The organism is Paenibacillus sp. MDV22-iso6 (genome assembly GCF_058408365.1).
Genome location: NZ_JBZVDZ010000003.1, coordinates 319,353 through 345,311, shown reverse-complemented (window position 1 = coordinate 345,311; position 25,959 = coordinate 319,353). Strand labels below are relative to the sequence as shown.

Here is a 25,959-nt window from a genome sequence, read left to right as displayed (position 1 = left end):
CGATATGTAGTGCATTTTCTTTGATTTTATTTTTCAAATAAGGGTCTGTGTTCTCAGGCAATTCCGTCGGCTTGTAAAACTTTGCTTCAAGAACTTCCACCCCATCGGGCTTCAACTCACCTTCAAACTCCGTGCATGGGTAACCCTCCTATATTAAGTCATGATCCTTATTATAGGAGTTCAATTAATTCCCATATAGAGAAATAATATTCAGATTTATTTCCTATTTTAGAGCTCGTGCTTTGATGAAAAAACAGAAAAAAAACAACCCGTTCACACATCAGTGTGCAAACGGGCATTTCATTGGTGGGTTCTCAGCATGAGGCTGCTGATCCCCCTCGGGTTGTTGTTTTTCCCTGTCCATTCGTTCAGCTTCCGATTTCTCTGAATCCAATGTGTAAGAATGATCTCCATAGAAAAAGTTAGGTTTCACAATCTCATTGCGATAGGAACTGTGGAAAATATGCGTCGTTGCCGGCGACACCGGCGGAATCAGCCAGACCCAATCGCCTGTCAGTTCGCGCCCGGCCTTCTCTTCCCGCTGCTCAAACAAGGCAAATTGCGCTGCCGCTGTGTGGTGATCCACAATGCTAACGCCTGCTTTCTTGAACGAATGCAGCACCGCTACATTCAGCTCTACCAGAGCCCGATCCTTCCACAACGTCGTTTCACTCGAAGTATTCAAGCCAAGTGCTGCCGCTACCGCTGGTAGTTTATTATACCGAAACGTATCTGCCAGATTGCGTGCGCCAATCTCAGTGCCCATATACCAGCCGTTGAATGGTGCTGCCGGGTAGGATATGCCGCCAATCTCCAGCCGCATATCGGCAATCATCGGTACACCGTACCAGCGCATGTCCAGTTCAGCAATCTCAGGACGCTCCGGGTGTTCGATCCTCACTTCCACGATGTCTTCCTTGGGCACAGGATACCACTCTGGAGCTTGCCCCTTAGCCTGGATAATCAATGGAAGCACATCATAAGGCGTGCCTTCCCCCAGCCAGCCAAGCGACATTGCTGTCTTCGTTAGCTCAACGGAGGCAGGATCACCTACAATGCCTTCCGTCGTCTCATATCCGGCATAACGGATTAACTGGTGATTCCAAATTCGCACAGGGGCTCCCTTCGGTCCATCAGGTGGAAGAATCGTAATCATGGGAATAATCTTCCCTTTGTTGGAAGCCGCTCTGATGTGCGTCATCACAGCATCCGCTGCCGTTCCAACCGTATCTGCATGACGTGCATCAACGATGCGCAGTTTATCCCAGAATAGCCGCCCGATGCAGCGATTGCTGTTCCGCCATGCCATTTTACAGCCATGCTCCAGTTCATCCGCAGTATGCACATATGTGCCTGTGTGCTCAATCTCGTTCAAAACTGCAACAAGCCGGGCCTGCGCGTCTTCACGCGAATGGCCCAGCTCTTCATAACATCTATATATAAACCGTTCAGCTTCATCCCGCAGTTCTTCCAGGTCTGTCCGCATTATTCACTCCACCAATCTATACATCTTGAATGCCATCATTATACGGCAAGCACACCGGATTTGTAAGCGAACGGGCACTTTGTTCACGGACTCTACATATCGTTGTTCAGGATGCAGGGTAACTTAGCTTATTTGCCCAGAAATGCGTTTAACATCCAGACCTCTTTATCCAATGCAGCAGTGAATCCAATCAACATATCTTCAGTTGCATTATCCTCAGCTTCGCCAGCTGCTTGAATACCCTCGTTAATTACACCCACCATCGCTTGCAGATCAGTAACTACGGTTTCTACCATTTTTTCAGCCGACAACTGTCCCTGTGCTTCCTCAACAGGTGACAACCGCACTTGTTCAGCCATCGTTGCGACCGGACGTCCACCAATCGCCAATAGACGTTCTGCGGCTTCGTCCATATTCGCCGTAGCCAAGTTATACAACTCTTCGAATTTAGCATGCAGAGTGAAGAAATGAGGACCTTTCACATACCAGTGGAAGTGGTGCAATTTGGTGTACAGTACAGACCAACCTGCGATCTGGCGGTTCAGGACCTCTTGAAGTTCAGTGGCATGGTTTGCAAAAGTATTATTTCTAGTTTGGATTGTGCTCATGGAATTTATCCCCTCTCGAATACGATATAGTTTTGATTTTGATAACGTAACTTAACTTTCTTTCGTTTATTTAATTTAGACTTAATCTAAATCTTGTTTTAATTATAGCACTGCCCTTATCCTTTGTGAAGGCTTTAGCCTACTCTTTCGAATGAAGATTCCATGAAGCTACGCTTCATGTTTGGACAGTGTGAGAAGACCGCTTTTAACACCTCTTACACTTAGTATCTATACCTCGATTTTCGCCGGTGTACAATGACAATCCTCACGTCACATATAAAAAAATAGCCCTAATCCTCATTGAGGATCAGGACTGCACCAACGCACATAGCGCACGCTTTATTGTTGAATCAACTCGGATGTAAGGATACGGCTTACCTCTTCATAACTACCCGCAACGTGATGAGGCTGATGCTCTGATTCTGGCAAAGCATCACGATGGTTGAACCAGATCACTTTCCATCCGGCATCCACTGCACCGACAACATCATTGCGCCAGGAATCGCCGATATAATAACTGGCGTCGGAATCCGATCCCGTCTGCCTGCTTACATGCTCAAACAATCTGCGATCCGGCTTGGCGTAACCAAGGGTACCCGATATGAAGATCCGTTCCTCGGGAATAAGGCTGAATACATCCAGTGCTTCGAGCTTCCGCTGCTGATGCTTTCCTTCTCCGTTGGTAATTAACCCTACCATATGCCCTTCTGCAAGAAGTCTTCGAATAAGCTCATATACTCCCTCAAAGGGCTGGATCTGAAACTGTCTACTCAAATACTCTGCTTGCAGTTCTTCAGCCTGCCCCGGCTGTAGAGGATGTCCAAATTCCGCCATGGTTAGCTCAAATCTGCGATGACGCATCCGTTCCACCGCTTCCGGTTCCGGTACAGCAGACAAGTCTTCTTGGGCAGACAGCCAGTCGCTATAATAACGGAAGCGATGGTATGCCTCCCCATATGGGAACTCATCTGATAAACCAAGAACTTGCTGTAAAGCGCCACAAAGCGGCTGCAAGTGGTCATACAAGGTATCGTCTACGTCGAAAAATATAGCTTTTGGGGCGTTGTCGTTAGATAACATGATGGATCTCCCTTATTCGATCTCATAAAATTTAATTAATAATTACAATAATGTGGAAATAAATCCTGATAAATGCTAGCATATTTCTATAACGAATATTGCAAGGAGGTAGATTAAATGGCATTCTCCTTATATCCCAAAGAACACAAGCGAAAAGTATACAACTTAGTGTTAAATCTCTTCCTTTTTGTTGTTTCGACATCAGTGCTAATTTATATCCATTATAGTTACACTACTGTTCCAACATACAGCAACTTAATACTCATGGGTCCTATGATCAGTTGTGCCATAAGATCAGTGTACTATGCAGCAACTCTCAAGAAAATGAAGACGCATTGATAATCCCCATCGACAATATAAATGTTATCGTTGCCATAAATGAGCTTCAAAAAAAAGGTAGGTGCACTGTATTCTTTCTCTACAGTATACCTACCTTTTTCTAATTCTTCACTTTAACTTATTTACAGTATTCCGCGATCAATCATCTAATTGAGAGATACTTCACGAATTATGTGTATTCCAATTAAAGTATCAACGGTACAACCTTGCCTGCATTCACATCAATCAGGCCGTGATCCGTAATTTTCAGAGCCGGACTTACCGCAAGGGAATGGGTACTGATGGACATGATTGGGTTATAGTGCACATAACCAAGAGACAACATCGCTGCACGCAGCTCTTTCACTTGGTGTGATACTACTGCCAGCGGTTCCTCCGTCAATATACCACCCACAGGAAGTTCGAGATGGGACAACACTTTGCCGTCTTCCACCACACAGAACCCACCCTGGCTCGAAATTACCGTGTTAGCTGCTAAGATCATATCTTCACGATTGCGCCCTACGACCAATAGGTTGTGGTTATCATGTGAATATGTTGTTGCAATGGCACCACGCTTGATCGTGTCTCCACCAATCAAACCATGTGCTCGGTTACCGTTCACACCATAACGTTCAAAGGTCGCAATCTGTCCATATCCACTCTCTTCCCAGAGAAGTTCACCATTAGCAGCCTGAACCTGTGCGATATGTTCTTCCACAAAGGTTGAACCATCCTTCACCATCATAACCCGGCAGTTGTTTAAACCATTTTCAGATAACTGCGTGTCTGAGTCAGATGCTTGACTTTGCCCGTTCACCTTCGGATCAGACAAACGGATTGCAAAATCCTCGGCTCCCAGCAGATCCAATTGCACGCTTTGGTAAAAGTGAGGCGGGAACTGTCCACTAATTCGGTCCTGCTTGTACGGTTCGTAGTCGTCATAAGCTTTACGGCCATTTTTGTATACCTGCTCTACTGCAAGTGTATCTAAGTTGGACAGCAGCACATAGTCCGCCACTTTGCCTGGGGCAATGCTACCGCGATCGGTCATTTTCATCCGGGATGCAGGGGTTGAGGTTGCAGCGTAAATCGCATCTTCGGGGCGCATCCCCATCCGAATGGCTTTACGCACGATATGATCCAGATGTCCTCGTTCCACTAGCGAATCTGGCATAACATCGTCTGTTACGAAGCAGAAATGCTGAGCGACATCATGCTGAATCAGGTATTCCATGACTTCTGGCGTCATCGATTTTTCCTGAATTTCAATGAACATACCTGCCGCAATTCGCGCCTGCAAGCCCTCAATGCTCTGATGCGTATGATCGGAATCGATGCCCGCATAGATCAGTCGGTGCAGATCCAGCCCAAGCAATTTCGGTGTATGACCTTCGATCACAAGATCTGGATAGTTTTTGCGAATATGCTGAAGAATCTGATTGGTCTTGCATTCCGGATCACGGATGACGTCCACATAGTTCATGATCTCACCCAGACAGATGATCTCTCCAGTAGCGAGCAGCACATCCATGTCTTCGATTTCAATTGAACCACCTGTTGTTTCCATGGGAGTCGCCGGAACGGAGCTTGGGATGGCGTAAAACATGTCCACCGTTGTCTCACGACTGGCCGACATCATCTCCTGCACACCTTCCAGCCCAAACACATTCGCCATCTCATGCGGTTCCGCCACAATGGACGTTACCCCGCAGCGGATCAGGCCATGGGAAAAGGTTGCCGGTGTCACCATCGTACTCTCAATGTGCAGATGAATATCAATAAGGCCCGGAATCATGTAACGTCCGCGTGCATCAATCACTTCATCGGCTTCAATCATCTCCGGTCCACCTGGACCAACATACATAAATCTACCGTCCAGTACAGCCACGTTGTTCATTTCGAATCGTTTATAATAACTGTTATACACATGTACATTCTTAATTAGTTGATCTGCACGCATGGGGCATAATCTCCTTCTTCATGAGCATCTTACAGCGATCCAGAGCAGCAGTTACAACTAGCTATATTGCTCTGGATTCAGCTGATAAATGCCTCTTTTGCTGCTTCTGCTTCCTGCGGCTATTCCACAAGGACAAGTTTATCCTGCGGGAAAATCAGATTAACCCGCTGTCCGCTGAGATAAGGTGTCTCCATCTCCTGATTGGCTGTGAAGTCGCCAAGTTCTGTCTCAATGACGTACTGATAACTGCGTCCAAGATACGTGCTTACTTTGATAATCCCTGGCAAAGCATTTGCCATGTCCCCAGAGGTATCTCCGCTAACCATCAGATCATCCGGACGAATCGCACCTTTGCGTGCACCGGGACGTGCTGTTCCGGGATGCGCTGTTGCCGTGAACAAACGACCACCCGCTTTCAGCGTGATCACCTCTCCTGCATCACTGCGCTCTGCGAATTCAATAAAATTGTGGAAGCCGATAAATTGGGCTACAAATTCTGTGGCCGGGTATTTAAAAATCGTCTCCGGGCGGTCGAGCTGCTCGACAACGCCTTTGTTCATAATCGCTACCTGATCCGAGATGGAGAAGCACTCCTCCTGATCATGAGAGACATAAAGCGTCGTAATGCCCAGTTCCTGCTGAATCCGGCGGATCTCCACCCGCATATTCAGCCGCAGGTTGGCATCCAGGTTACTGAGCGGTTCATCAAACAACAGCAAATCCGGTTCAATGACGAGTGCGCGGGCAATCGCCACACGCTGACGCTGTCCACCGGACAGTTCCTGCGGGAAGCGTTTCTCGAAGCCGTTCAGGTTCACCACTTCAAGGATGCGCATTACGCGTGAAGAAATATCCTTGTCTTTTACCTTGCGCATCCGCAGGCCGAAGGCCACGTTGTCATAGACAGACAGATGCGGGAACAGCGCATAACTCTGAAATACAAATCCGAAATTCCGCTTGTTTACCGGAACCTTCGTATAATCCTTGCCGCCGAACATAAACTTGCCCTGTGTTGCTTCCAGGAATCCGGCGATGAGGCGCAGCGTAGTTGTTTTGCCGCAACCGCTCGGTCCGAGCAGGGAGAGCAGCTTACCTTTTTCCAGCTCCAATTGAAAATCCTTCAGGATCGTCTGGTTATCGTAAGCCACCGATACGCGATCCAATGTCAGCAATGCCATAGCGTTCTGCGCCTCCAATTAACGTTTAGTAAAGTATGAGAATCCGCCCATGATCCGTTCGATCACGAACATTAAAAGTCCAGTTAATACCATCAAAAGCACGGAAATGGCTGCAATGGTTGGGTCAAAATAATTTTCTACATAGGTCAGCATCTGAATAGGCAATGTGCTTACCCCTGGTCCGGTCATAAACACGGAAATGTCCACGTTGTTGAACGATTCCAAAAAGGCAATCAGCACCGCCGCGAGAATTCCTGAGCGAATGTTAGGCAGCACGATCTGGAAGAACGTTCTTACCCGTCCCGCGCCGAGACTCAGGGCTGCTTCTTCTACCGCAAAGTCAAAGCTCGACAGACTCGATGCGATAACGCGAATGATAAATGGAAGCATAATAATCGTGTGACCGATCAGCAAACCCAAATACATCGGCAGATGATAGATCACGATGAGGTATTTCATCAATGTAAAACCAAGCACGATTCCCGGAATGAGTACCGGAGACAAGAACAATGCATTCAGCACGGACTTGCCCTTGAAATCATAACGACTAAGTGCGTACGCAGCTGGAACCCCGAGCAACAGCGCCAGCAAATTCCCCAGCAGGGAAATGATGATGGACGTCTGGAACGTGCGGAGGAAACCGCCTGTGTTGAAAATATTCTCGTACCAGCGGAGGGAAAAGCCCTCCGGCGGAAATTTGAGTACCGTCCCCGGTTCAAACGAAGTCACCGAGATGATCAGAAGCGGGCCCAGCAGAAAGATAAAGACCAGCAGACTGAACAGGCCCAGCCCGATATGTTTCTCCCGCATATGTCTACCCCTTCGGATTTAAAGTTTTGGCCATTTTGTTCATGACACCGACCACGACAAACGTAATGACAATCATAATCGCAGCAACGACCGAGGCCAGATACCAGTCGTTCAGGGTCATGGCGTTCTGATAGAGGAACGTCGCAATTACACGCTGTTTGCCTCCCAATAGTGCAGGCGTTGTATAAGCCGTCAGGCTTCCGACAAAAACAAGTACGGCTCCGATAACAAGCCCTGGCACAGCCAGCGGGAACACCACCCGGCGAAATGCCGTGAAGCGGGATGCACCCAAACTCTGTGCTGCCTTGAGCAGATCACCATCGATGTTCTCAAGCACACCGACCAGGGAAATGATCATAAGTGGCAGGAACAGATGGGCCAAACCAATCATCATGGCTGCCGGCGTATAAAGAATATCCAGCGGCTTGTCCACGATACCAAGCCCAACAAGGGCGTTGTTAATCAGCCCTTTGCGTCCCAGAATAATCATCCAGCTAAACGAGCGCACAACCGGGCTCGTAAGCAGCGGGAAGATTGCCAGCGCGAGCAGAATTCCTTTGCGACGCGGCGCTTTCTGTGAAATATAATAAGCTGTCGGGAATCCGAGCACCACGCAGACGATGGTGGTGACCACGCTGACCTGCAGCGTCGTAAGCAATATTTTCAAAAAGTAAGGGTCTCTGAAAAAATGCATGTATCCTTCAAACGTGAAGGAGTTTTCTTGAAAAAACGTCGATCCGATCGTCAGGACAATCGGAATGATCATAAATGCCGCCAAAAACACAAATCCCGGCAGCAATAGCCAGTATACTGATTTCTTCATCGCGGTACTCCTGACATAAGAATTAGAGATTTATACTCGGATACTCCGATTGCAGTACCGTCCTTCGATCCCTGTTATCCCCCGATTTTTCTGATTCCTTATCAATGGAGAAAATCGGGGGATAAAGGGGAACGCTTCGCTTCTCCAGATCGGTTCTGCACTCTCCGCAATCGTATAAATATCTTATTGGGTCTAGCAATTTAAGAATTTAATGCGTTAATAAACAGTTCTAGGAATGCTTCGGCATCTACCGTTTCGCATACCAGTGTGTTGGGTTGTTCACCCAAACGGTTTTGGAAGTCACATACCATCTGACCATCGCACAAACGGCTGGCCGTCTCTACATCAACGTAATACGATTTGCGTCCAACCAGTTCCGGGGCAAGAGCGACACCAACGGCCAGTGGATCATGCAGGGCACAGGCGCGTATGCCGTTCATTTCTTCATACCGCTTGATGTAAATCTCCGTGCTCTGTGTCACGTAATCGCGCAACACCGGATCAGTTAATCGTCCGATGGCTTTTTCATTCAGCAGCGTTTGGCGGGTAACATCCAAGCCCACCTGCGTAAGCTTCTCGAAACCTGCATGCAATACAATGCGTGCGGCTTCGGGATCGGCGTACGTGTTGTACTCCGCAGTAGGTGTAACATTGCCATGTCCACGAACGACGCCACCCATGAAGATGACTTCCTTCAATAATGTAGGTAGTTCAGGACACTTCATTAACGCAAGCGCCAGATTCGTTAATGGCGCGGTCATGATTAGTGTTAGTTCGCCTGGGTACAACTTCGCTTGTTCAACGATAAATTCCGGGGCAAAACCTTCATCCGCCTGCTTGGACACGGCCGGATCGGGCAGCGCACCACCCAATCCATCTTGTCCATGTACCCGGTGCTCATAGTGAGACTTGCGTGTGAGTGGCCCAGCCGCTCCGGCAATGACCGGAATGGAGGGTGCTCCCGCCAGCTCGAGAATTTTGCATGTATTATCCGTTGCCTGCTGAAGCGATACGTTCCCACAGACCGTGGTAATTCCGAGAATGTCCAGCTTCCGACTCTTGACGGCCAGCAAGATCGCCAGCGCGTCATCAATACCGGTATCCACATCCAGAATGATGCGATTTCCTGTTTCACTCATACATTCCCAACTCCTCTGTCGTTCAATGATTGCTTGCTGCAAATTTGTTTGTGGAGCACAATCTATACCACTTCTAAATCATATCGTTCTAATGCTAAATATGCTTACTGTGCAATCTCACGGTTCCAACGATCTGTCCATGCTTTAGCCTGTTGATTCACAAATTCCATATCCAGCTTGTTCAGCTTGCCAACTACGTCCGCACCATATGTTACGCCTTCAGCTTCTTCGGCATTCAATTCAACCTTCGTATTTACCGGGGAATCCACTTTAGCTTTGGCGGATTTGGTTTGTACATCCTGGCTCAACTGCCAGTTGATGAATTCTTCGGCGAGTTCTTTGTTCTTACTGCCTTTCACGACATTGATCGTATTCATGACTGCATATGCACCTTCGCTAGGTGTAACAAACTTCGCATTTGGAACTGCAGCTTTCAGGTCTTTGAAGTACATTTCCATAATCGGTCCGCCCGCAATCTCTTCTTGGGAGAACATGTTCACGAATTCGGAAGTTTGCGTGTAGAATTTAACAACGTTGCTGCTTAATTTTTTCAGTTCCGCAAATGCTGCATCTTCATTAAACGTTTCGTTTCCGGCTACACGGGAAGCTGCATCCAATACCATTGGGCCTGCTGTTGCCGTAATATTCGGAATGGTCAGGTTACCCGCAAACGCCGGGTCCCACAGATCTGCCCATGAAGTGACTTCTTTGTTAACGAGGTCTGGATTATAAGCGATTCCGAGCTGTCCAACCGTATAGGCCGGGCCGTAATCTTCGCCAAGCGGTGCTTTGGCAATATCATAAATATCATTCACATTCGGAATTTTGGAGCGGTCGATTTTCTCAAACAAACCTTCATCAATACCTTGCTGTGCATAGTAATCGGACAAATAGATCACATCCACATTGGATGTACCTTGGCGGATTTTGTTCAAACGCTCAGCGTTGTTACCCACTTCAAGCACGATGTCTACATTATGTTCTTTTTCAAATGGACCAAATACTTCTTCATTGAAGAAATCTTCCGAGAACCCCCAAGTGGAGATGACCAGCTTAGTTGGCGCCGTGCCTCCGCTGCCTGATCCGCCTGTTGCGTTCTCTGTGCTGCTGCCGCAACCTGCAAGTAATACCGATGTCATTGCCACTGCCGCCAAACCGCTAATCCACTTTTTCATCATGATCTGATTCCCCCTGATATGTGTGATTTAACAACCCAAACCATTAAGTTGAACTAGCTTGATAACGCATTTCACCTAGAAAACAGAAAGAACCTGGAGAAACGAAGTGTTCGCCTAAAAGCTTTCTGAAAGAAAGCTTCTTCGAAAGCATAAGCTATCACAAGATTTCTACCTTTATTAAAGGGAATAAAAGAAATCTGGGGATAACAGCGATCGGAAGGTCTTCTGATTTTCGAAGGGTACATGCGTTATTTAGGGCTAGTTCAACTTAAAAAAACAAAAAGAAAAGCATTCTTGTATAAACAAGAACACTTTTCTTCGTAAACAAAGGAAAGCGACACCCGCTGCCGGTACATCATCGGTTTCTGCTTCAGAATCAATCCGAAGTCAGACGCCATCATATGAAATTGTTTGGAATCCGAATGATGAATTAGAATCGTTCGCACCGCATGCATCGAACCTGTCGATCCATCCTATGCTTGTTCCAATATCACATTCGTGATGGCCCACTGCGTGGACGCATCGTAATCCCGTAATACAGCTTCGATTGGCAAACCCATGTGCTGCTCCAACTTCTCCCTGAATTTCTTCTTATACAAGACAGACATGCGGAAGTCCACTTCCAGCTTCAAGCCGGGGGCCTCCCCTTCCAGGGCGTCAGAGCGCGGTGAACGTCGGTGCTTCGCGTAGAAGGTTACAATGTTCTGATCAATGGTCACTCTCAGGAGAGTGGTCCCAAAGCCGAACAGTTCCTTCGAAATTTCGTTATAATACTGGCACATCTTCTTCTTGCTCTCATTGCTGTCCAGCAGTTCCATGAACTCACCCACATCATTTACTACCGTACGTTCGACGTGTTAACACGATTGATTATACATATATCTACGATTTTAGGCAACCCAAAAGATATAGTTAACATGCAAATAACACATAAAAGCGAACGATAGGTATAAACTAGCGAAAACAATTCGTAAATATTCACCGTGAGCGTGCTTAGCGTTACCTGTATCTCTTTTCTCTATTATTCTTGCTTAAAAACCCAATTTTGATACTCGTTCTCTGGATGAAACTCAAAACGACTGAGCATCACCTTTTCCTGATCCGCCTTGAACCGTGGCGTACTTTTTCTTGTAGTAAATGAGACAAAAATCCCACAAAGGACGGTGAGGTCACATAGCCAAGTGAACCTGCATCCGTCCCTTCTGGGACATTATTAATATAAGAAATTATAAAGCCGACGTTGGATGTTGCTGCAATGCCTCTAAACCCAATGCAAGCGCACCGCATAGTCCTGCGTGCTGGCCCAATCCCGGCTGGACAATATATTGATCGATATGTTGCGTTATTGAGGCTGCATTCACATAACCATTCAGATTTCGTACAACCCGCTCCCGGATCATGGGGAACAGATGACTTTGCTGCATCACCCCTCCGCCCAAGATGACCTTTTGCGGGGAATGAAGCAGAATGGCTGTCGTGATGGACTCCGCAATGTAAAAGGATTCGATCTCCCAGGCAGGGTGGTCTGCCGGCAGTTCGCTGCCAGGGCTCTGCCAACGGGCTTGAATGGCTGGCCCCGCAGCCATGCCCTCCAAGCAATCGCCATGATACGGACATAATCCGGCAAAATGATCCTCCGGGTGCCGTCTCGTCCGGATGTGCCCACCCTCTGGGTGCAGCAATCCATGCACACGTTTACCTCCCGCTACAAGTCCAATCCCAACACCTGTGCCGATTGTATAATACACACAGTTTTCCAATCCCTTTGCTGCTCCCCAAGTGACTTCTCCAAGGGCCGCTGCATTCACATCCGTATCCCATCCGAAGGGAATCGGGAATTCGCGCTTCAAGGTTCCAATAACATTACAGTTTCCCCACCCTGGCTTGGGCGTTGTTGTAATGTAACCACAGGTGGGGCTATCCGGTTGCAGATCAATCGGACCAAAGGAGCCGATTCCGATTGCGGCTACTCCTTTATCCCTGAAATAGTCAATAACCTTCGCCAGTGTGGTCTCTGGATGTTCCGTTGGAAAGCTGCACCAATCTTCAATTCCCCCTCGCTCATTACCTACACCACATACAAACTTTGTTCCACCGGCTTCTATTGCTCCTATACGCATCTTGCTGTCCCCCTAGTGCTCATTTCAATTGGACTTCAGCTCGGATAGGGGATAGCTCGTAGATATGAAGCGAAGCAAATACTACATCCTTATTTTCGGACTGAACAGAGATTCCCTCAGAACCCGCATCCGGATAGATCAGATCGGTAATCACCGCTTGACCGTCATTGGCAAATACCTCTACGGATGAGTAATCCACAAAGATACGCAGATGTTGGTTGCCGTCCACTGCTTTTAATCCAGCTGCATGGCGACCCAGGAAATGTTCATGAAAATCGATAATACCCGATCGACTGCGATCAACATATACCTCATTCTGACGAACGTCCACGCCGATGAGAGTTTCATTGTCCGCACCACTTCGTAATGCAAATTGAACAGATTGATCAGAAGGCCATTCCGCATGAATCTCATAGTTTACAAGGCCCAAGGTGTTCAACTGCTCACTCACTTGTCTAATAGAAGTATTCTGTAAGGACAGTACTGGCGTGCGTGCGTGCTCCAGCTCGCGTACAGGACGCTGAACCAGCAGGACTTCTCCGTCCCTTTTCTCCAATGTCAGCTCTCTCGCAATGGTCATCGCGCCGCGGTATGCTTCGGTTGGTGTCTGATTGGCATACATCCAGTTGCTCATCCAGCCCATAAACAGACGTCTGCCGTCTTCGGCCGGAATGTCGGACCAACTGACCCCTGCGTAGTTATCCCGACCATGATCAAGCCAGCGAACGGTATGGGAAGCTTCATCAGGAACAAATGTAATGCCATCAAAATCTCCGGTGAAGTATTGCGTTCTGGAGCCTTCTTTGAAGGCCGGATCTGCACCAATGCTGACGAGCATCACCCATTTCTCCTGGCTCGCATCTCCATCCACGGCCAGCGGGAACAGATCAGGGCACTCCCATACGCCATCATGCGAACCGATCCCTGCGCCGAATTCACTGCCCAGTGTCCAATCCTTCAGATTGGGGGAATGGTACAGACATACCGTTTGACCACAAGCGATAATCATAATCCATTCCTTGGTCTGTTCATGCCAGAACACTTTGGGATCACGGAAATCCACGAACGACTCATGCTCCAGTACCGGATTGCCCTCGTATTTCATCCATGTTCTGCCGCTATCCTTGCTATATGCGAGGCTCTGAGACTGAACGGGAGGATTGTTAGGCACCTCCTGATGATGGGTGAAAATAGCCACCAGTCCTGGCTCATCGTCAAAGAATCCGGACGTATTGTTCCAGTCCACCACGGCGCTGCCGGAGAATATCATGCCATGCTCATCCGGCGCCAAAGCCACAGGCAGCTCTTCCCAGGTAACCAGGTCCTTGGTCACCGCGTGTCCCCAATGCATCGGTCCCCATGTTGTGCCAAATGGATGATGCTGATAGAACAAGTGATACTCGCCTTTGAAAAATACCATACCGTTGGGGTCATTCATCCAATTTTTCTTGGGCGAGAAGTGATAGGCGCCCCGGTAATCCGTTGTTGAAATGGTAGACATGTTGGTTTACTCCTTTGATTCAAACCGTTGAAGAGGAGACTTGCTTCACTCACGCACCTTAATGCTATGTACGGCAGAGTCTCCTCATCGAGTTTGTTTTATTGGGTATTGCGGTCATATCCCGCTTGTTTAATTTGAAGCCACTCTTGCAAGCCAAGACGATCCAGCTCTTTCAGATAAGCATCCCACTCCTGATCGATCTTTCCGTTCTGATACCATTCCGTGCGCATACGCAGCACATAGGCGAACAGATCGGTCTCAATCGTGGAGAGGCGGTCGAGTTCATCAATCGAGAAGAACACTTTTGGATAGACGTTTTCTGCTTTCATATGTGGAACCATAACTTTGTCAAGCAATTCCATACGCCATGCGGCATCATCCGGTTTGGTCGTGTATTTATCATAGTAACTGTCGAGAATGGCCAGTGGTCCTGATATACTCGTTTTCTGTCTGAGCTCAACAGGTGCAGAGCCTTCCAGCGGAAGATGCTTCAGCATGCCTTTGGCTTCATCGAATTCAAATATATTCTGCTGTGTCTCATCGCCGTAGGTTCCCCAGTTGTTCTGCACGGATTGGAGCGGATCGTACAATTGGTCCACCCACTTCGCCGTGGATTCCAGATTTTTATTGCTACTCGTAATAACCATACGTCCGCGGTCGAGACCAATACCATTCGTACGTGCAACATTAACCTCTCCATTGGGCCCGGCAACCGGAGGCAGAACATCATAGGTATCATTCATGCCTGTAATGTTGGCCTTATCCCAAGTGAAGTACATGCCATACTTGTTGTCTTTGCCCTTGGCCAGATACGTATTCCAATCCTGCTGATACGCTTCGATGTCCACGAGACCTTCCTGAACCAATTCGTGAATATATTTGACCGCTTCCTTGTAGCCTTCATCAGCTGCCGTGAATACCACTTTTCCATCGTTGGTTACAACCGTGTGATCCGAGTTCTCTCCAAGTCCAAATGCGGCAAAGAGAAATGTCAGATCTTCTCCGCCAGGCTTGTTAATGAAAGACAACGGGATTTCGTCCGCCTTACCATTACCGTTGGGATCCTGGGTTTTGAACGCAATCAGCACTTGTTTCAGCTCTTCGGTCGTCGTTGGCATCTTCAATCCAAGCTTGTTCAGCCACTCCACATTGATCCAGGGCAAGTCATCAACCGCCTGTATGCGCTGCTTGCCACTTCCGAGCTCCTCAATCCAGGGAAAGGAATAAATATGTCCGTCTGGAGCTGTAATCATGCTTTTGTATTCGGGAGCTTCCTCCAGCACCTTTTGCAGATTCGGCATGTATTGCTCAATCAGGTCTTCCAGTGGAATGATGGCCCCGTCCTTCGCCAGTTTCAGGAGATCATAATCCCCATAACCTGCGTCAAAAATAGCATCCGGCAAATCACCGCTGGCTACCGCCAGGTTTCTTTTTTCCGCGAACACATCACTCGTATAGTTCTTCCAGTTGATATGCACATTGGTTTTCTCTTCGAGTCTCTTGTTAATCAGCTTCTCGTTCGGATCAGACGGAGCCAGGGGAGAGCTCTGTGTTATAAAATTCAATGTCACTTTGCCATCAGGTGACTGAGCTTCACTCGCTGCACCGCCTCCTCCCCCGCCACAAGCCGAGAGCAGGAGCATAGCTGACAACATGGAAATGGATGCCGTTGTAGCGGCTTTTCTGGACTTGTTCACTTTTTTCATGATAATGACCTCCGTGGATTATGTTGGATCGAGCGCGATATATTTCAGGCTGTTCACTATTTGAGCGAACCTACCATGACACCTTTTTCGAAATATTTCTGAAAGAACGGATACATGATGATGAGTGGCAGACTCGAAATGACAATGGCTGAATATTTGATCATTTCCGAGAGCCGTTTCAGTTCTGCCATCGCAAGCTGATCACTGATCATGCCCGGTGCAGCCTGATTCTGAATCAGAATGGAGCGCAGAACGAGCTGTAACGGATGAAGGTTCGGGTTGTCCAGATAGATCATGGCGTCAAAATAGGAATTCCACTGCCCTACAAACGCGTACAACGCGAGGACAAAAATGATAGGTTTTGATAACGGAATGACGATCTGGAAGAAAATCTTCATCTCGGAGGCGCCATCCACATTGGCGGCTTCTCTCAGTTCTCGCGGTACCCCTTTGAAGAAGGTTCTGGAGAGAATGATGTTCCATACGTTGACTGCGCCTGGGATGATAATGGCCCATACCGTGTCCAGCATGCCGAGATTACGAACAAGCAGATAGGTAGGGATCAAACCGCCACCGAAGAACATCGTGATGATAAATATAATCATGAAAAACCCTCGCCCAGCCAGCCTATCATCAGATAAGGCATACCCTGCAAATATGGAGACGGTCACCGTCACGAGTGCAAAGGAAACCGAGTACAGCACCGCATTGGCAAATCCTCGAATCATGGCCGGATTGGATAGAATCATCTGATACCCGTCCAGACTCCAGTCGGATACATTGAAGGACAATCCCCGATTCAGCAGCACAGTAGGGTCCATAAATGAGGCGATAACGATGTAAATCAAAGGAACGACCACAACCAGTACAGCACAGGTGAGAAAGATGGCGTTCAGTGCGAGGATCAGACGATCCATTCCCGTGTGTTTGACTACCATGGATAATACTCCTTTCCTAATAGAGGCCTTCGCCTTCATTCAATTTCTTCACAATCAGATTCACAGTCACCAGCAAAATGACATTGATGACCGAGTTGAACAATCCCACTGCCGCAGAATAAGCGTAATCTCCGGACTGCAAGCCCACCTTGTAGACATACGTGGCAATGATCTCGGAGGAAGGCAGGTTCATGGACGTCTGCATCAGGTAGGCCTTCTCAAATCCAATCGACATGATTCCGCCAGCGGCAAGAATAAATACGATAGCCATAATCGGACGAATCGTCGGAAGGTCGATGTGGCGAATACGCTGAAGTAGATTGGCTCCATCCAGATTGGCTGCATTGTGAAGTTCCGGATCGACATTGGCCAAAGCAGCGACATAAATGATGGAAGCCCAGCCTGCTCCGGTCCAAATATCCGACAAAATGTAGATCCAGCGGAAATATTCCGGCTCGGACATGAACATGATTGGATGACCGGTAATCCATGTCGCGAATTGGTTAACCGGTCCTGTCGGGGATAGGAAGATGAACAGCATACCCACAACGACAACAACCGATATGAAGTTGGGTGCATACAGAAACAATTGAATATTTTTTTTCACTCCAGCTTTACGTACCTGATTGAGCATAAGAGCAAGTAGAATGGGCACCGGAAAACTGAATATCAACCCCAAAAAGCTCAGTTTAAGCGTATTCATTAAAATGATATCGAAATTGGGTGAAGCTATAAATTTCTCGAAATGCTTCAGTCCTACCCACTCACTGCCCATGATGCCTTTGATTGGACTAAAATCCTTAAATGCGATAATGGCTCCGTACATCGGGATGTATTTGAAGATAAGGGTCAGGATCAGAGCTGGTGCGAGTAACAAATACAAAAAATAATTCTTTTTGAACTGCTGCATCCTGTGACCGGTTGATGTCCTCTCTTTCAACGCCCTTCCTGTACCCTTTTTGGTATCCACCGTGTTATCCAACACATGACCTCCGTTCATTCCTGAAGTTGACAATTGTTTGTAGTAAGGGCTTTCAATATTTACAATTGCTCATTTAATAATTTACAATTTAGCAGGTAATCTAGGCATTAGTCAATACATTTTGTAAAAAAATAATTGTGCATTTGATAACATTTTGTGTGTTTTTTGAGTTATGAATGTGCATTAAATGGTATATATAACGTTTACTCTTTAGCCTTCAACCTGTCATTTTCCTTATCAGAGGTAGGATATTTTGTACTAATTATCATTTGTAACGAAACTTCTGAATATAAATAATAGCGCATTATCTGAATTAAAAATGTAAACTAAATTGTGCATATGTAAAATTGAGATTGCTATTTGTTTCGATCTATTATACATTTGACTAAGATAATACTATGGACGACCATATGATCATTAGAGGTGAAGCACTAGATGGCAAAAGAAAAGGTTACGATACAGGACATCGCGGATGCTTTGGGCATCTCCCGGAATACAGCTTCCAAAGCCTTGAATGATAGCGGAAACATCCCGGATGAGACACGTAATCGTGTAATTAAAAAAGCAATTGAACTTAAATATAAACAGTTTGCCTATATGGAAAATGAGCATGTTCTAACCAAAGCTCCAAGCAATATCGCCCTGTTAACGGAAAATCTGCCCAATACATCTCACTTTGGTTCAATGTTAATCAGCGGTCTGGAGAAAAGAATCAGCGCAGAGGGGTACAATCTCTCCATTCATATTGTGCGTGAGGTTGATCAGGATTCACTTACACTTCCTAACAATTTTGATATTTCCAACGTAGATGGCATCATCTGCATTGAATTGTTCGATCTGAAATATACGCAGCTTATTACCGATCTGGGAATTCCCACAATCTTCATCGATTGCGCTTCTGACATATGTTTTCCGGAATTTCATGCAGATTTGCTGCTGATGGAGAATGAGCACAGCACGTACCAGTTAACCAGAAAGTTAATTGAGAGCGGTTATAACCATATTGGATTTGCCGGGGATTACAATCATTGCAAAAGCTTTAATGAACGTTGGGTAGGGTATCAGCGGGCCATGCTGGAAGCGGGCCTGCAGGTCGATCCATCCGAATGCATTGTGGATGATGACCGCCTGTTCTTCTCGAAGCCCGGCTGGTTGAACGAGCGAGTAGCGGAGATGAAGTCACTGCCTGATGCGTATGTGTGTGCCAACGACTTTATCGCAGTCGATCTCATCAGAGCTTTGAGAGCGAGGAGTGTTACAGTGCCGCAGGATATCGTCATATGCGGCTTTGATAACGCACCTGAATCACGGATTATTGAGCCTGCATTAACGACGGTTCATATCTACAGCAACGAAATGGGCATCAAGGCTGCGGAGATGCTGTTATCCCGGATTGATCATCCGTCACAGCCTTATCAGGTCTCGCATATCGTGACCAAACCGATCATACGGGAGTCCACTCCCACACTTATGAATGCCAATCCACAAACCGTTTAACTTATCTCATGAATCTCTAAAAAAATAAATAGCCGTATCTTTCACGCAGAGTAGATCGTGAAGGATACGGCTTTTTTTAAAGGGACTTCTATATGCCCTTTGTATGATGCATTCACAATATGATGCGAACAGGACGCAGCCTTTAACCAACATTCGTAGCTCCGTGCTACACGGATGCCTTGGATGCTCCTTTGGCCGAACGTACCTCTGTGCGAATCAAATTAAAGATCATAAAGACCAGAACAACGAGTTGTGGAATAAAGGTCTCCCATGTCGGATACATGCCAAGCCAGCCAATCGTTGGCAGACTCGGCACAACATGAGCCCCCAGCGCTGCTGAGACTTGAAGGGAGTGAATACTCTCTCCAAGGAAACGAAATACCAGATAATAAATCAGCAGCGTAGCGGTCAGGAAAAACCATCGTACAGGCAGACGTACACTGAACTGAATAATGGCCACAGCCAATACAATCAGGATGAGCAATGCTGCCCCCATACCGATCAACATCTGCGAGGTATCAATTGCAGGCGCCATGCCAATATAAAAGATCGCAGTCTCCGCACCTTCTCGCAAGATGGCGAGTCCCGCCACAGCAAAGAGTGACCACAGACTCCCCCTTGCCAGTGCACCACCTACCTGTCGCTGTACATAACTATTCCAGGAGCGGGTATTCGATTTGCTATGCATCCAATGCCCAACCGTCAACATCAGTAAAACGGCTGCAAGCCCCGTATACCCCTCAATCATCTCCCGTGTGCTACCCGATGATGCCACAGCAAGGGTCAGCGACAGTACAACGGCCAGCGCCGCACTAAGCAGCAGACCACTACCGGCACCAGCCCAGATCCAGCGCCGGGCCGCAGTCTCGCCACTTTTCTTGGCATAAGCGAGCAATGCAGCCAGTACCAGAATGGCTTCCAATCCTTCGCGAAGCAGGATCAATGCTGCATCCCATGCCGTGTATGAGGTAGTAGCCGTTAACGGCTCCAGCCGATTGATCATGCGGGTTACAACCTCGGTTGCCTTCGCCGTATTGGGCGGATTGGAGACGACATATCCGGATGCTTCCGCCATTTCATTCTCAATGGCCGTATATGAAGCGGGAGATGATATTTGTACCTGACCTTCAACCAAAGGCCAGGCCACGATAAACTGCTCCAATCCCGTTGCAGCAGAAGTGGTATCCCCGGCTTGAATCTGCTGCTCTATTTGCTCCAGTAATTTCAGCAGGTCGGACAATGAAGAAACACCAGAGGATGCTGACGTATCCTCAACTTCCCCTTCCTTGAGTGTCCCTGCACTGTAGTCCGTGAGCAACGTGACTAGTTCCTGCATACGCTCTGTTGCCTGTTCTTCCTTGCGGGGCTCGGCCTGCATTGAAATACGAACCAGGCTGATGTCTTTTTCTAACTGGCTGTATACGCCAAAATGATCCTGACGGATCGGAGCTTCGGTGCCTTTCCAGGCCGTAACAATCCGTTTATAGGCATGCTCTGCCTGGGTCCAATCGCCCTGTTCCATTGCACTCAGACTTTTACGTGCGTCTGGCAGCAGCCTTTCGGCCGCTTTACGGCCTGCGTCGCTGCTCTCTTCCGCACCCTGAAACGCCTCAATGTACTGATTGGTCGCACGGGCAAGATCCGCCAATGCTTTCTTGGCAGCATCAGAATCATTGCCCGACAGTGCCTGTTCCGCTTTAGACAAAGCTTCAACTACAACGCTGGCGGTCGTCGCAACCTGATCTGCGTTCTGCTCCGGCACCAACGTGCTGGCAGCATCCCACAGTTGCCGGAATTCGGCGACGTCCTCCGTGGCTTCTGCCAGCTTGCCCTGTCCCGCTTCAACCAAGGCGCTGCCCACAGGCGGCAATAGACTATCCAGTTGTTTTTGCACGGACTGCTCATTGTTTTGGAGCCCCTCAGCAGAAGCGTGTGGCATGCCCGGTAAACGAATTACACTGGACCCCACCATCAGAAACACCAGCAGCATCAGCAAGGAGCGCATCAACCTTCCTTTGTGCAGCAGCCGCTTCTGCGCCTTCCGATCTGCGATCCTGCTCATCTTTGTCATCCTCCCCATTCCTCTGAAACCGATCAGTGCCATCTAACCTTCTACTAAATCAAGGTGTCCCCAATATATCCGCCATTCGTAATCCCCGGGAAACAGGCAAATACAGCACTGCCTGTGTGCACGGTATATTCGTTCAGCTTGTCGTTCTTTGCCAGTCGTTTCTGAATCGGAATAAACTGCTTCTCCAGGTCCCGTTGATAACTAATGAACAGCAAACCTGCATCCAGCTGTCCGGTCTTGGCATCGAGCCCACTCGAATACGAGTAGGAGCGGCGTAAAATTTGCTGACTGCCATCACCCTTCGCGAGACGCAGATGTGACGTTGCCGGAATGACAGGCTGTCCATCGGCAGACTTGGCCTTCAGATCTACCGGATCGAACTCGCCGCGGCTGCCGAGCGGCGCTCCGCTATCCCGGTGGCGGCCAAATGTCGCCTCCTGGTCTTTCAGTGTGGAGCGGTCCCACACCTCCACACGCATACGAACCCGGCGGACGGCCATATAGCTGCCGCCAGCCATCCATCCCGGACCGTCAGCAGGCTGCGCCCAGACGGTCTGGTCCATCAGCACGGCATCCGTTGTATCCGGATTGCCGGTGCCATCCTTGAAGCCGAGCAAGTTGCGCGGTGTTCCACCCGCAGGGTCAGCTCGGCCCGTGCGCTGGAATCCTTCCTGCGTCCAGCGCAATACCGCATGCCCGCGTGCGATGCGCGCGAGATTGCGGATGGCATGGAAGGCGACCTGCATATCGTCTGCGCAGACTTGCACGCACAGGTCGCCACCACACCACTGCGGGTCCAGCGCATCTCCGGCGAATGCCGGCAGATCGCGCAGGCCCTTGGGCTTCCGGCCCTGCAGCCCGAAGCGCCCGTCAAACAAAGAGGGCCCCACACCAAACGTCAACGTGGTTCGTGACGGTGTCAGGCCTGCCGCTTCGCCCGTATCGGTAGGGGGCGTATTCAGCGTTGTATTATGTTCGCCAATCATTTCTCCGGCGGCCATGGCAGCGGCGGCAGCCGTCCAGTTCTTGAACAGACGGCGGAGATCATCCGCACTTCCCGCCGTCACATCAAAGGCAGCGAAGCAGATGAAATCCTGAGCCGGGGTGGTGATGCCCGCCTGATGCTTGCCATAGAAGGGCAGGCCCTTGTCTGGCGCGGCCTCTTTCACTACCGCCGAACTGCTTTTGCGGCCCAGCGCCATCAGTCCGCTGGCACCGCCTCCGCCCAAGAGCAGACCCAATCCGGCCACGCCGGTCAGCTTCAGCATTTCACGCCGTGACAACGGCTTTTTCAGCGAATCCTTTTTCTGCTCAGTCATTGTTCTACACTCCCAGTACTTGTCCCATGTTCGACAGTGGCTCAGCCAATGCATCCAGGTTCTGACTCAGCTTCTTCACGTCTTCATCCTTCAGCTTCTCATAGGAAACGTACCCGTCTCCATCCTTGAATGGAGCAAGCTCTTTCTCCAGCGCATCGAATCGGTCCGCAATTTGCTGATTCAGATCCTTGTCTTTGGCAGCCAGATCATCCTTGAGCAGGTTATAAATCTCGTGTGCTCCCTCTACATTCGCTGCAAAATCATACAAATCCGTATGGGAATAACGTTCTTCTTCACCGGTTACCTTGCTGGAGGAAACCTCATTCAGAAGTTCTACCGCACCCGTTACCATCAGACTCGCATCGATATCCATCGTCTCGACTTTAGCACGCAGGAGCTTCGCATCACTTAACAATGTATCCGCAAAGTCAGTCATGCCTTCGGTCGTCTTGTCTTCCCAAAGTGATTTCTCAATCCGGTGGAATCCGCGCCAGTCGGCAGCCTCCACATCTCCGTCACGTGCATCGATATTCGGGTCAAGATCGCCAAGTGCTTCGGCTACCGGTTCAATGCGTTCATAATACATACGAGCTGGTGCATATAATGATTTGGCAGTCTCCAGATCACCAGCTTTCACGGCATCCGTGAACTTCTCCGTTTGCTTCACGAATTCATCGATCTGCTCAATTGCAAACGCGCGATAGCCATCCACTGCGGTTGTATAATCGCTCCCGGTCGCTTCCTGATCTGCTGCATCCGTGGTTTCTGTGGAAGTTTGGTTTTCGCTTTGAGCAACAGGCGTTTCTGCCTGCTTGTCCGAAGCCGCTTCATTATTGCCGCAAGCGGCGAGTAAAACCGAAGTTGCCAGCACAACAGCCGGCAATGTCAATATTTTTTTCAACACGATACACTCCCTATGGTTAGACTGATTTGTCTATACTCGTGCGATTAATATGTCGATGAGTACAAACCCTTGGATTAACGTTCATTTAATGATAATGATTATCAATTTCGGTAATGACATCATAATTCCGGCGCATACTTATGTCAATATGAAAATAAGGGGACCGGTTTAATCATATACTCAGGTGGAAAATACCGGGTATTAATTCCCTTGAAAACATAGACAAACTTCGTCATCAGCCGTTAAAATGAGACAAAATGTCTAGATTACTTTAATTTATCAAATTGGAGGCTCATGCCATGAAATGCCCAGTATGTAATCATGAAAATGGAAATGCCAGTTTTTGCGAGAGGTGCGGCGCTAATCTAGCCCCTTCCTCCCCTACTGCAAATTCCGCTCAGGAGCAACAATCCGCTGCTGCCGAACCTGAATATACCCGTTGGTCGAGCACACAGACGACACCTTCTCACGCTCCCATTTCTCCCAACACACCTTCTGCTCCCAGACCTGTACAACATGTATCCGACTCTTCCAGCACAGAGGGCGCTTCATCTTCAGGAGACAAAAACACCAATCAGTGGAATAACATCGTACAAAATGAGAAATTTCAGCAAGCCAAAGAAGTAAGCAAACAGTATCTATCCTATTTCCTTAGTGTGCTCACTCGTCCTTATCAAACCATGAAAACCGTTGGTGAACAGCACTCTCTTAACGGCTGGATCACGATGGCTCTGATTGCGGTCCTATCCTCTACATACTTTTTGATTACATTCGGCCGGATGGATATGGACGGATTGTTCATTGGCGGGTTTATCAGACCGCTATTGTTCACCGCCATTTCCTTGATCGTTGCGATCGCATTGATGTATGCCATACTGAAGATTGAGAAAATAACGTTTCGCCCCAAAACGCTGGTTGCCCAGTTTGGATCATTACTAGTTCCCGCTGTAGCGTCGCTCGTTCTGGCGAATCTGTTTATTGTTATCTCGTATTCCATCGCTATCTTCTTCCTCGTTGTCTCGTATTTGATTATCTTTGTATCTCTTAACACGGTGCTGTTCCAGTATCCGCTGAATCGTACGAAGGCAGCCATCGATAGCATGTACAGCGTGTTGATTGCCAATGTTGTATTGTTTTTTATTCTATCTCGCTTTCTGGGCACTACAATCATTGGATTGATTAGTTTCATGTTTTCTCCATACGGTCGTATGTAGTATCTAGTTCAAAAGCTCTTACGAAGGCTCTCCCTGCTTATGCGAGGAGGGTCTTCTTTTGTTTTCAACGTCAGCAGATTGCACTCGTTGCGTTCCATACACTATAATGTGTAGTGTAAAAGGTATGTCCTTTTTTACGTAAGGATATGAGGTGAGAAACACTCCATGCTTATATCGGATCTGCACCATTGTCATTAACACTACATTATGTAGTGTATTGTTGTGATCATTTATTTTATTAAGAAGGGTAGAGGAAATGGATATGAATATGAATCATATGCAAATGGAGCACGAGGCAGGGACATCCTATCTTTGGCTTATCATTGGGGCAGTCGTTCTATTGCTCTCCATCGCAGCTTATATCTGGTCTTCACGCACCCAGAAGTCTGTACTGGCACATATGAAGAAGAATGAACGAGCTGTGATTAAAAAGAAAACCCGATCTATCCGCCTGGCTGCTCATGCACTACTGGGGGTATCGATCATTGCGTTTGTTCTTTTCTTCATGCAGGGCGCATTTACCAAGTATGACGTTGCGGATCTGAATGCCGGTGCTGCGATCGAAGTGACTGACGATAAATACTACGGAGCCGATCATACGGAAGAGCCGATTCAATATGAGATGACCATCCCGACATCGGGGCCTCATAACCCGCATGATATCAAATTTGGATTCTACACCGATTTCCCCGGCTATCCATATCTAGTACATAATCTAGAGCATGGGGATATCATCATTTATTACCGTGAGAATGCAAGTGATGAGCTGAAGGAGCATCTGAAATACCTTGCCAAGTTCCGCAAAGCTGGATCAGGTATTCTCGCTGTACCGAACAAAGACATCCCCGAGGGCAGTGAGGTCATCGTGACGGCATGGACCAAAACGATGAAGCTGGACCAATTCGATGATGCCAAAGTAGGCACTTTTATTAATAAATATATTAATCAGGGACCTGAGAAGATCCCTGCCTCCATCCGCCAGGGTGGCGGGACGATGTAATGCCCTCTTTGTAGTAACAGCAGCAAATGGTTCCTGCAATCATGGGGAGTCCAAGAGATGAGATATCCATTTATACGTTTCAAACAAGATAAGCTCCTGGATCTACTTGATCCGGGGGCTAATT

21 protein-coding genes are annotated in these 25,959 nt (G+C 48.0%); 3 read left to right on the top strand and 18 right to left on the bottom strand.

What is annotated here, in order from left to right; genetic code table 11:
- Window positions 1-280 precede the first annotated feature (280 nt).
- The 15 genes from AC4PM4_RS10795 to AC4PM4_RS10725 form a co-directional block, all read right to left on the bottom strand.
- On the bottom strand, window positions 281-1,486 hold the full coding sequence (locus tag AC4PM4_RS10795; protein ID WP_491613587.1) for a nitric oxide synthase oxygenase: 1,206 nt from the start codon (window positions 1,484-1,486) through the stop codon (window positions 281-283).
- Between the two features lie 128 nt (window positions 1,487-1,614).
- On the bottom strand, window positions 1,615-2,094 hold the full coding sequence (locus AC4PM4_RS10790) for a Dps family protein (protein WP_491613586.1): 480 nt from the start codon (window positions 2,092-2,094) through the stop codon (window positions 1,615-1,617).
- A 339-nt stretch (window positions 2,095-2,433) separates the two neighbouring features.
- A complete protein-coding gene (locus AC4PM4_RS10785; RefSeq protein WP_491613585.1) occupies window positions 2,434-3,174 on the bottom strand; it encodes an HAD family hydrolase in 741 nt (246 codons plus the stop codon).
- 523 nt (window positions 3,175-3,697) lie between these two features.
- Window positions 3,698-5,455 carry an adenine deaminase gene (locus tag AC4PM4_RS10780; RefSeq protein WP_491613584.1) on the bottom strand — a complete coding sequence of 586 codons (1,758 nt, stop codon included), beginning with the start codon at window positions 5,453-5,455 and terminating at the stop codon, window positions 3,698-3,700.
- Between the two features lie 119 nt (window positions 5,456-5,574).
- Window positions 5,575-6,633, bottom strand: coding sequence for an ABC transporter ATP-binding protein (locus tag AC4PM4_RS10775; protein WP_063567191.1), 1,059 nt, complete (start codon window positions 6,631-6,633; stop codon window positions 5,575-5,577).
- Window positions 6,634-6,651: 18 nt separating this feature from the next.
- Window positions 6,652-7,443, bottom strand: coding sequence for an ABC transporter permease (locus AC4PM4_RS10770; RefSeq protein ID WP_024632851.1), 792 nt, complete (start codon window positions 7,441-7,443; stop codon window positions 6,652-6,654).
- A gap of 4 nt (window positions 7,444-7,447) precedes the next feature.
- Window positions 7,448-8,266: an ABC transporter permease gene (locus AC4PM4_RS10765; protein WP_491613583.1), complete on the bottom strand. Its 819-nt coding sequence runs from the start codon at window positions 8,264-8,266 to the stop codon at window positions 7,448-7,450.
- A gap of 200 nt (window positions 8,267-8,466) precedes the next feature.
- The gene (locus tag AC4PM4_RS10760) at window positions 8,467-9,405 is read right to left on the bottom strand and encodes a nucleoside hydrolase (RefSeq protein ID WP_491613582.1); all 939 of its coding nucleotides are present in this window, start codon (window positions 9,403-9,405) and stop codon (window positions 8,467-8,469) included.
- A 104-nt stretch (window positions 9,406-9,509) separates the two neighbouring features.
- On the bottom strand, window positions 9,510-10,580 hold the full coding sequence (locus AC4PM4_RS10755) for an ABC transporter substrate-binding protein (protein ID WP_063567243.1): 1,071 nt from the start codon (window positions 10,578-10,580) through the stop codon (window positions 9,510-9,512).
- Window positions 10,581-11,056: 476 nt separating this feature from the next.
- Window positions 11,057-11,401 (bottom strand): Na-translocating system protein MpsC family protein, encoded by a 345-nt coding sequence (locus AC4PM4_RS10750; protein ID WP_024632855.1) that lies wholly within the window; start codon window positions 11,399-11,401, stop codon window positions 11,057-11,059.
- A 408-nt stretch (window positions 11,402-11,809) separates the two neighbouring features.
- Window positions 11,810-12,703, bottom strand: coding sequence for an ROK family protein (locus AC4PM4_RS10745; protein WP_090952127.1), 894 nt, complete (start codon window positions 12,701-12,703; stop codon window positions 11,810-11,812).
- 19 nt (window positions 12,704-12,722) lie between these two features.
- The gene (locus tag AC4PM4_RS10740; RefSeq protein WP_090952130.1) at window positions 12,723-14,204 is read right to left on the bottom strand and encodes a glycoside hydrolase family 32 protein; all 1,482 of its coding nucleotides are present in this window, start codon (window positions 14,202-14,204) and stop codon (window positions 12,723-12,725) included.
- Window positions 14,205-14,302: 98 nt separating this feature from the next.
- Entirely contained in the window at window positions 14,303-15,910 is a 1,608-nt protein-coding gene (locus AC4PM4_RS10735; RefSeq protein ID WP_079695532.1) for an ABC transporter substrate-binding protein, read from the bottom strand.
- Between the two features lie 56 nt (window positions 15,911-15,966).
- Entirely contained in the window at window positions 15,967-16,848 is an 882-nt protein-coding gene (locus tag AC4PM4_RS10730) for a carbohydrate ABC transporter permease (protein ID WP_063567184.1), read from the bottom strand.
- Window positions 16,849-16,864: 16 nt separating this feature from the next.
- Complete coding sequence (locus tag AC4PM4_RS10725) at window positions 16,865-17,758, bottom strand: ABC transporter permease (RefSeq protein ID WP_240321538.1); 894 nt, start codon at window positions 17,756-17,758, stop codon at window positions 16,865-16,867.
- A gap of 507 nt (window positions 17,759-18,265) precedes the next feature.
- Here AC4PM4_RS10725 and AC4PM4_RS10720 point away from each other — a divergent pair.
- Window positions 18,266-19,327, top strand: a complete 1,062-nt coding sequence (locus tag AC4PM4_RS10720) for a LacI family DNA-binding transcriptional regulator (protein WP_090952136.1) — start codon at window positions 18,266-18,268, stop codon at window positions 19,325-19,327.
- Window positions 19,328-19,493: 166 nt separating this feature from the next.
- Here the strand turns inward: AC4PM4_RS10720 and AC4PM4_RS10715 are convergent, their stop codons facing one another.
- Genes AC4PM4_RS10715 through efeO form a run of 3 tightly spaced genes read right to left on the bottom strand, consistent with a single transcriptional unit; the run spans window position 19,494 to window position 23,618 of the window.
- On the bottom strand, window positions 19,494-21,389 hold the full coding sequence (locus AC4PM4_RS10715) for an FTR1 family iron permease (RefSeq protein WP_491613581.1): 1,896 nt from the start codon (window positions 21,387-21,389) through the stop codon (window positions 19,494-19,496).
- A gap of 53 nt (window positions 21,390-21,442) precedes the next feature.
- Window positions 21,443-22,717 carry an iron uptake transporter deferrochelatase/peroxidase subunit gene (efeB, locus tag AC4PM4_RS10710; RefSeq protein WP_072733707.1) on the bottom strand — a complete coding sequence of 425 codons (1,275 nt, stop codon included), beginning with the start codon at window positions 22,715-22,717 and terminating at the stop codon, window positions 21,443-21,445.
- Window positions 22,718-22,721: 4 nt separating this feature from the next.
- Complete coding sequence (gene efeO / locus AC4PM4_RS10705) at window positions 22,722-23,618, bottom strand: iron uptake system protein EfeO (RefSeq protein ID WP_090952139.1); 897 nt, start codon at window positions 23,616-23,618, stop codon at window positions 22,722-22,724.
- Between the two features lie 302 nt (window positions 23,619-23,920).
- Here efeO and AC4PM4_RS10700 point away from each other — a divergent pair, with 302 nt between their 5' ends.
- Window positions 23,921-24,835 (top strand): zinc ribbon domain-containing protein, encoded by a 915-nt coding sequence (locus AC4PM4_RS10700; protein ID WP_090952140.1) that lies wholly within the window; start codon window positions 23,921-23,923, stop codon window positions 24,833-24,835.
- Between the two features lie 262 nt (window positions 24,836-25,097).
- On the top strand, window positions 25,098-25,835 hold the full coding sequence (locus tag AC4PM4_RS10695; RefSeq protein ID WP_274568788.1) for a DUF3105 domain-containing protein: 738 nt from the start codon (window positions 25,098-25,100) through the stop codon (window positions 25,833-25,835).
- The last annotated feature ends 124 nt before the right edge of the window (window positions 25,836-25,959 follow it).

Bases quoted from the DNA above. Each gene is read 5' to 3' on its own strand.
- AC4PM4_RS10795 (WP_491613587.1), bottom strand. From the start codon at position 1,486: ATGCGGACAGACCTGGAAGAACTGCGGGATGAAGCTGAACGGTTTATA.
- AC4PM4_RS10790 (WP_491613586.1), bottom strand. From the start codon at position 2,094: ATGAGCACAATCCAAACTAGAAATAATACTTTTGCAAACCATGCCACT.
- AC4PM4_RS10785 (WP_491613585.1), bottom strand. From the start codon at position 3,174: ATGTTATCTAACGACAACGCCCCAAAAGCTATATTTTTCGACGTAGAC.
- AC4PM4_RS10780 (WP_491613584.1), bottom strand. From the start codon at position 5,455: ATGCGTGCAGATCAACTAATTAAGAATGTACATGTGTATAACAGTTAT.
- AC4PM4_RS10775 (WP_063567191.1), bottom strand. From the start codon at position 6,633: ATGGCATTGCTGACATTGGATCGCGTATCGGTGGCTTACGATAACCAG.
- AC4PM4_RS10770 (WP_024632851.1), bottom strand. From the start codon at position 7,443: ATGCGGGAGAAACATATCGGGCTGGGCCTGTTCAGTCTGCTGGTCTTT.
- AC4PM4_RS10765 (WP_491613583.1), bottom strand. From the start codon at position 8,266: ATGAAGAAATCAGTATACTGGCTATTGCTGCCGGGATTTGTGTTTTTG.
- AC4PM4_RS10760 (WP_491613582.1), bottom strand. From the start codon at position 9,405: ATGAGTGAAACAGGAAATCGCATCATTCTGGATGTGGATACCGGTATT.
- AC4PM4_RS10755 (WP_063567243.1), bottom strand. From the start codon at position 10,580: ATGAAAAAGTGGATTAGCGGTTTGGCGGCAGTGGCAATGACATCGGTA.
- AC4PM4_RS10750 (WP_024632855.1), bottom strand. From the start codon at position 11,401: ATGGAACTGCTGGACAGCAATGAGAGCAAGAAGAAGATGTGCCAGTAT.
- AC4PM4_RS10745 (WP_090952127.1), bottom strand. From the start codon at position 12,703: ATGCGTATAGGAGCAATAGAAGCCGGTGGAACAAAGTTTGTATGTGGT.
- AC4PM4_RS10740 (WP_090952130.1), bottom strand. From the start codon at position 14,204: ATGTCTACCATTTCAACAACGGATTACCGGGGCGCCTATCACTTCTCG.
- AC4PM4_RS10735 (WP_079695532.1), bottom strand. From the start codon at position 15,910: ATGAAAAAAGTGAACAAGTCCAGAAAAGCCGCTACAACGGCATCCATT.
- AC4PM4_RS10730 (WP_063567184.1), bottom strand. From the start codon at position 16,848: ATGGTAGTCAAACACACGGGAATGGATCGTCTGATCCTCGCACTGAAC.
- AC4PM4_RS10725 (WP_240321538.1), bottom strand. From the start codon at position 17,758: ATGCAGCAGTTCAAAAAGAATTATTTTTTGTATTTGTTACTCGCACCA.
- AC4PM4_RS10720 (WP_090952136.1), top strand. From the start codon at position 18,266: ATGGCAAAAGAAAAGGTTACGATACAGGACATCGCGGATGCTTTGGGC.
- AC4PM4_RS10715 (WP_491613581.1), bottom strand. From the start codon at position 21,389: ATGAGCAGGATCGCAGATCGGAAGGCGCAGAAGCGGCTGCTGCACAAA.
- efeB (WP_072733707.1), bottom strand. From the start codon at position 22,717: ATGACTGAGCAGAAAAAGGATTCGCTGAAAAAGCCGTTGTCACGGCGT.
- AC4PM4_RS10700 (WP_090952140.1), top strand. From the start codon at position 23,921: ATGAAATGCCCAGTATGTAATCATGAAAATGGAAATGCCAGTTTTTGC.
- AC4PM4_RS10695 (WP_274568788.1), top strand. From the start codon at position 25,098: ATGAATATGAATCATATGCAAATGGAGCACGAGGCAGGGACATCCTAT.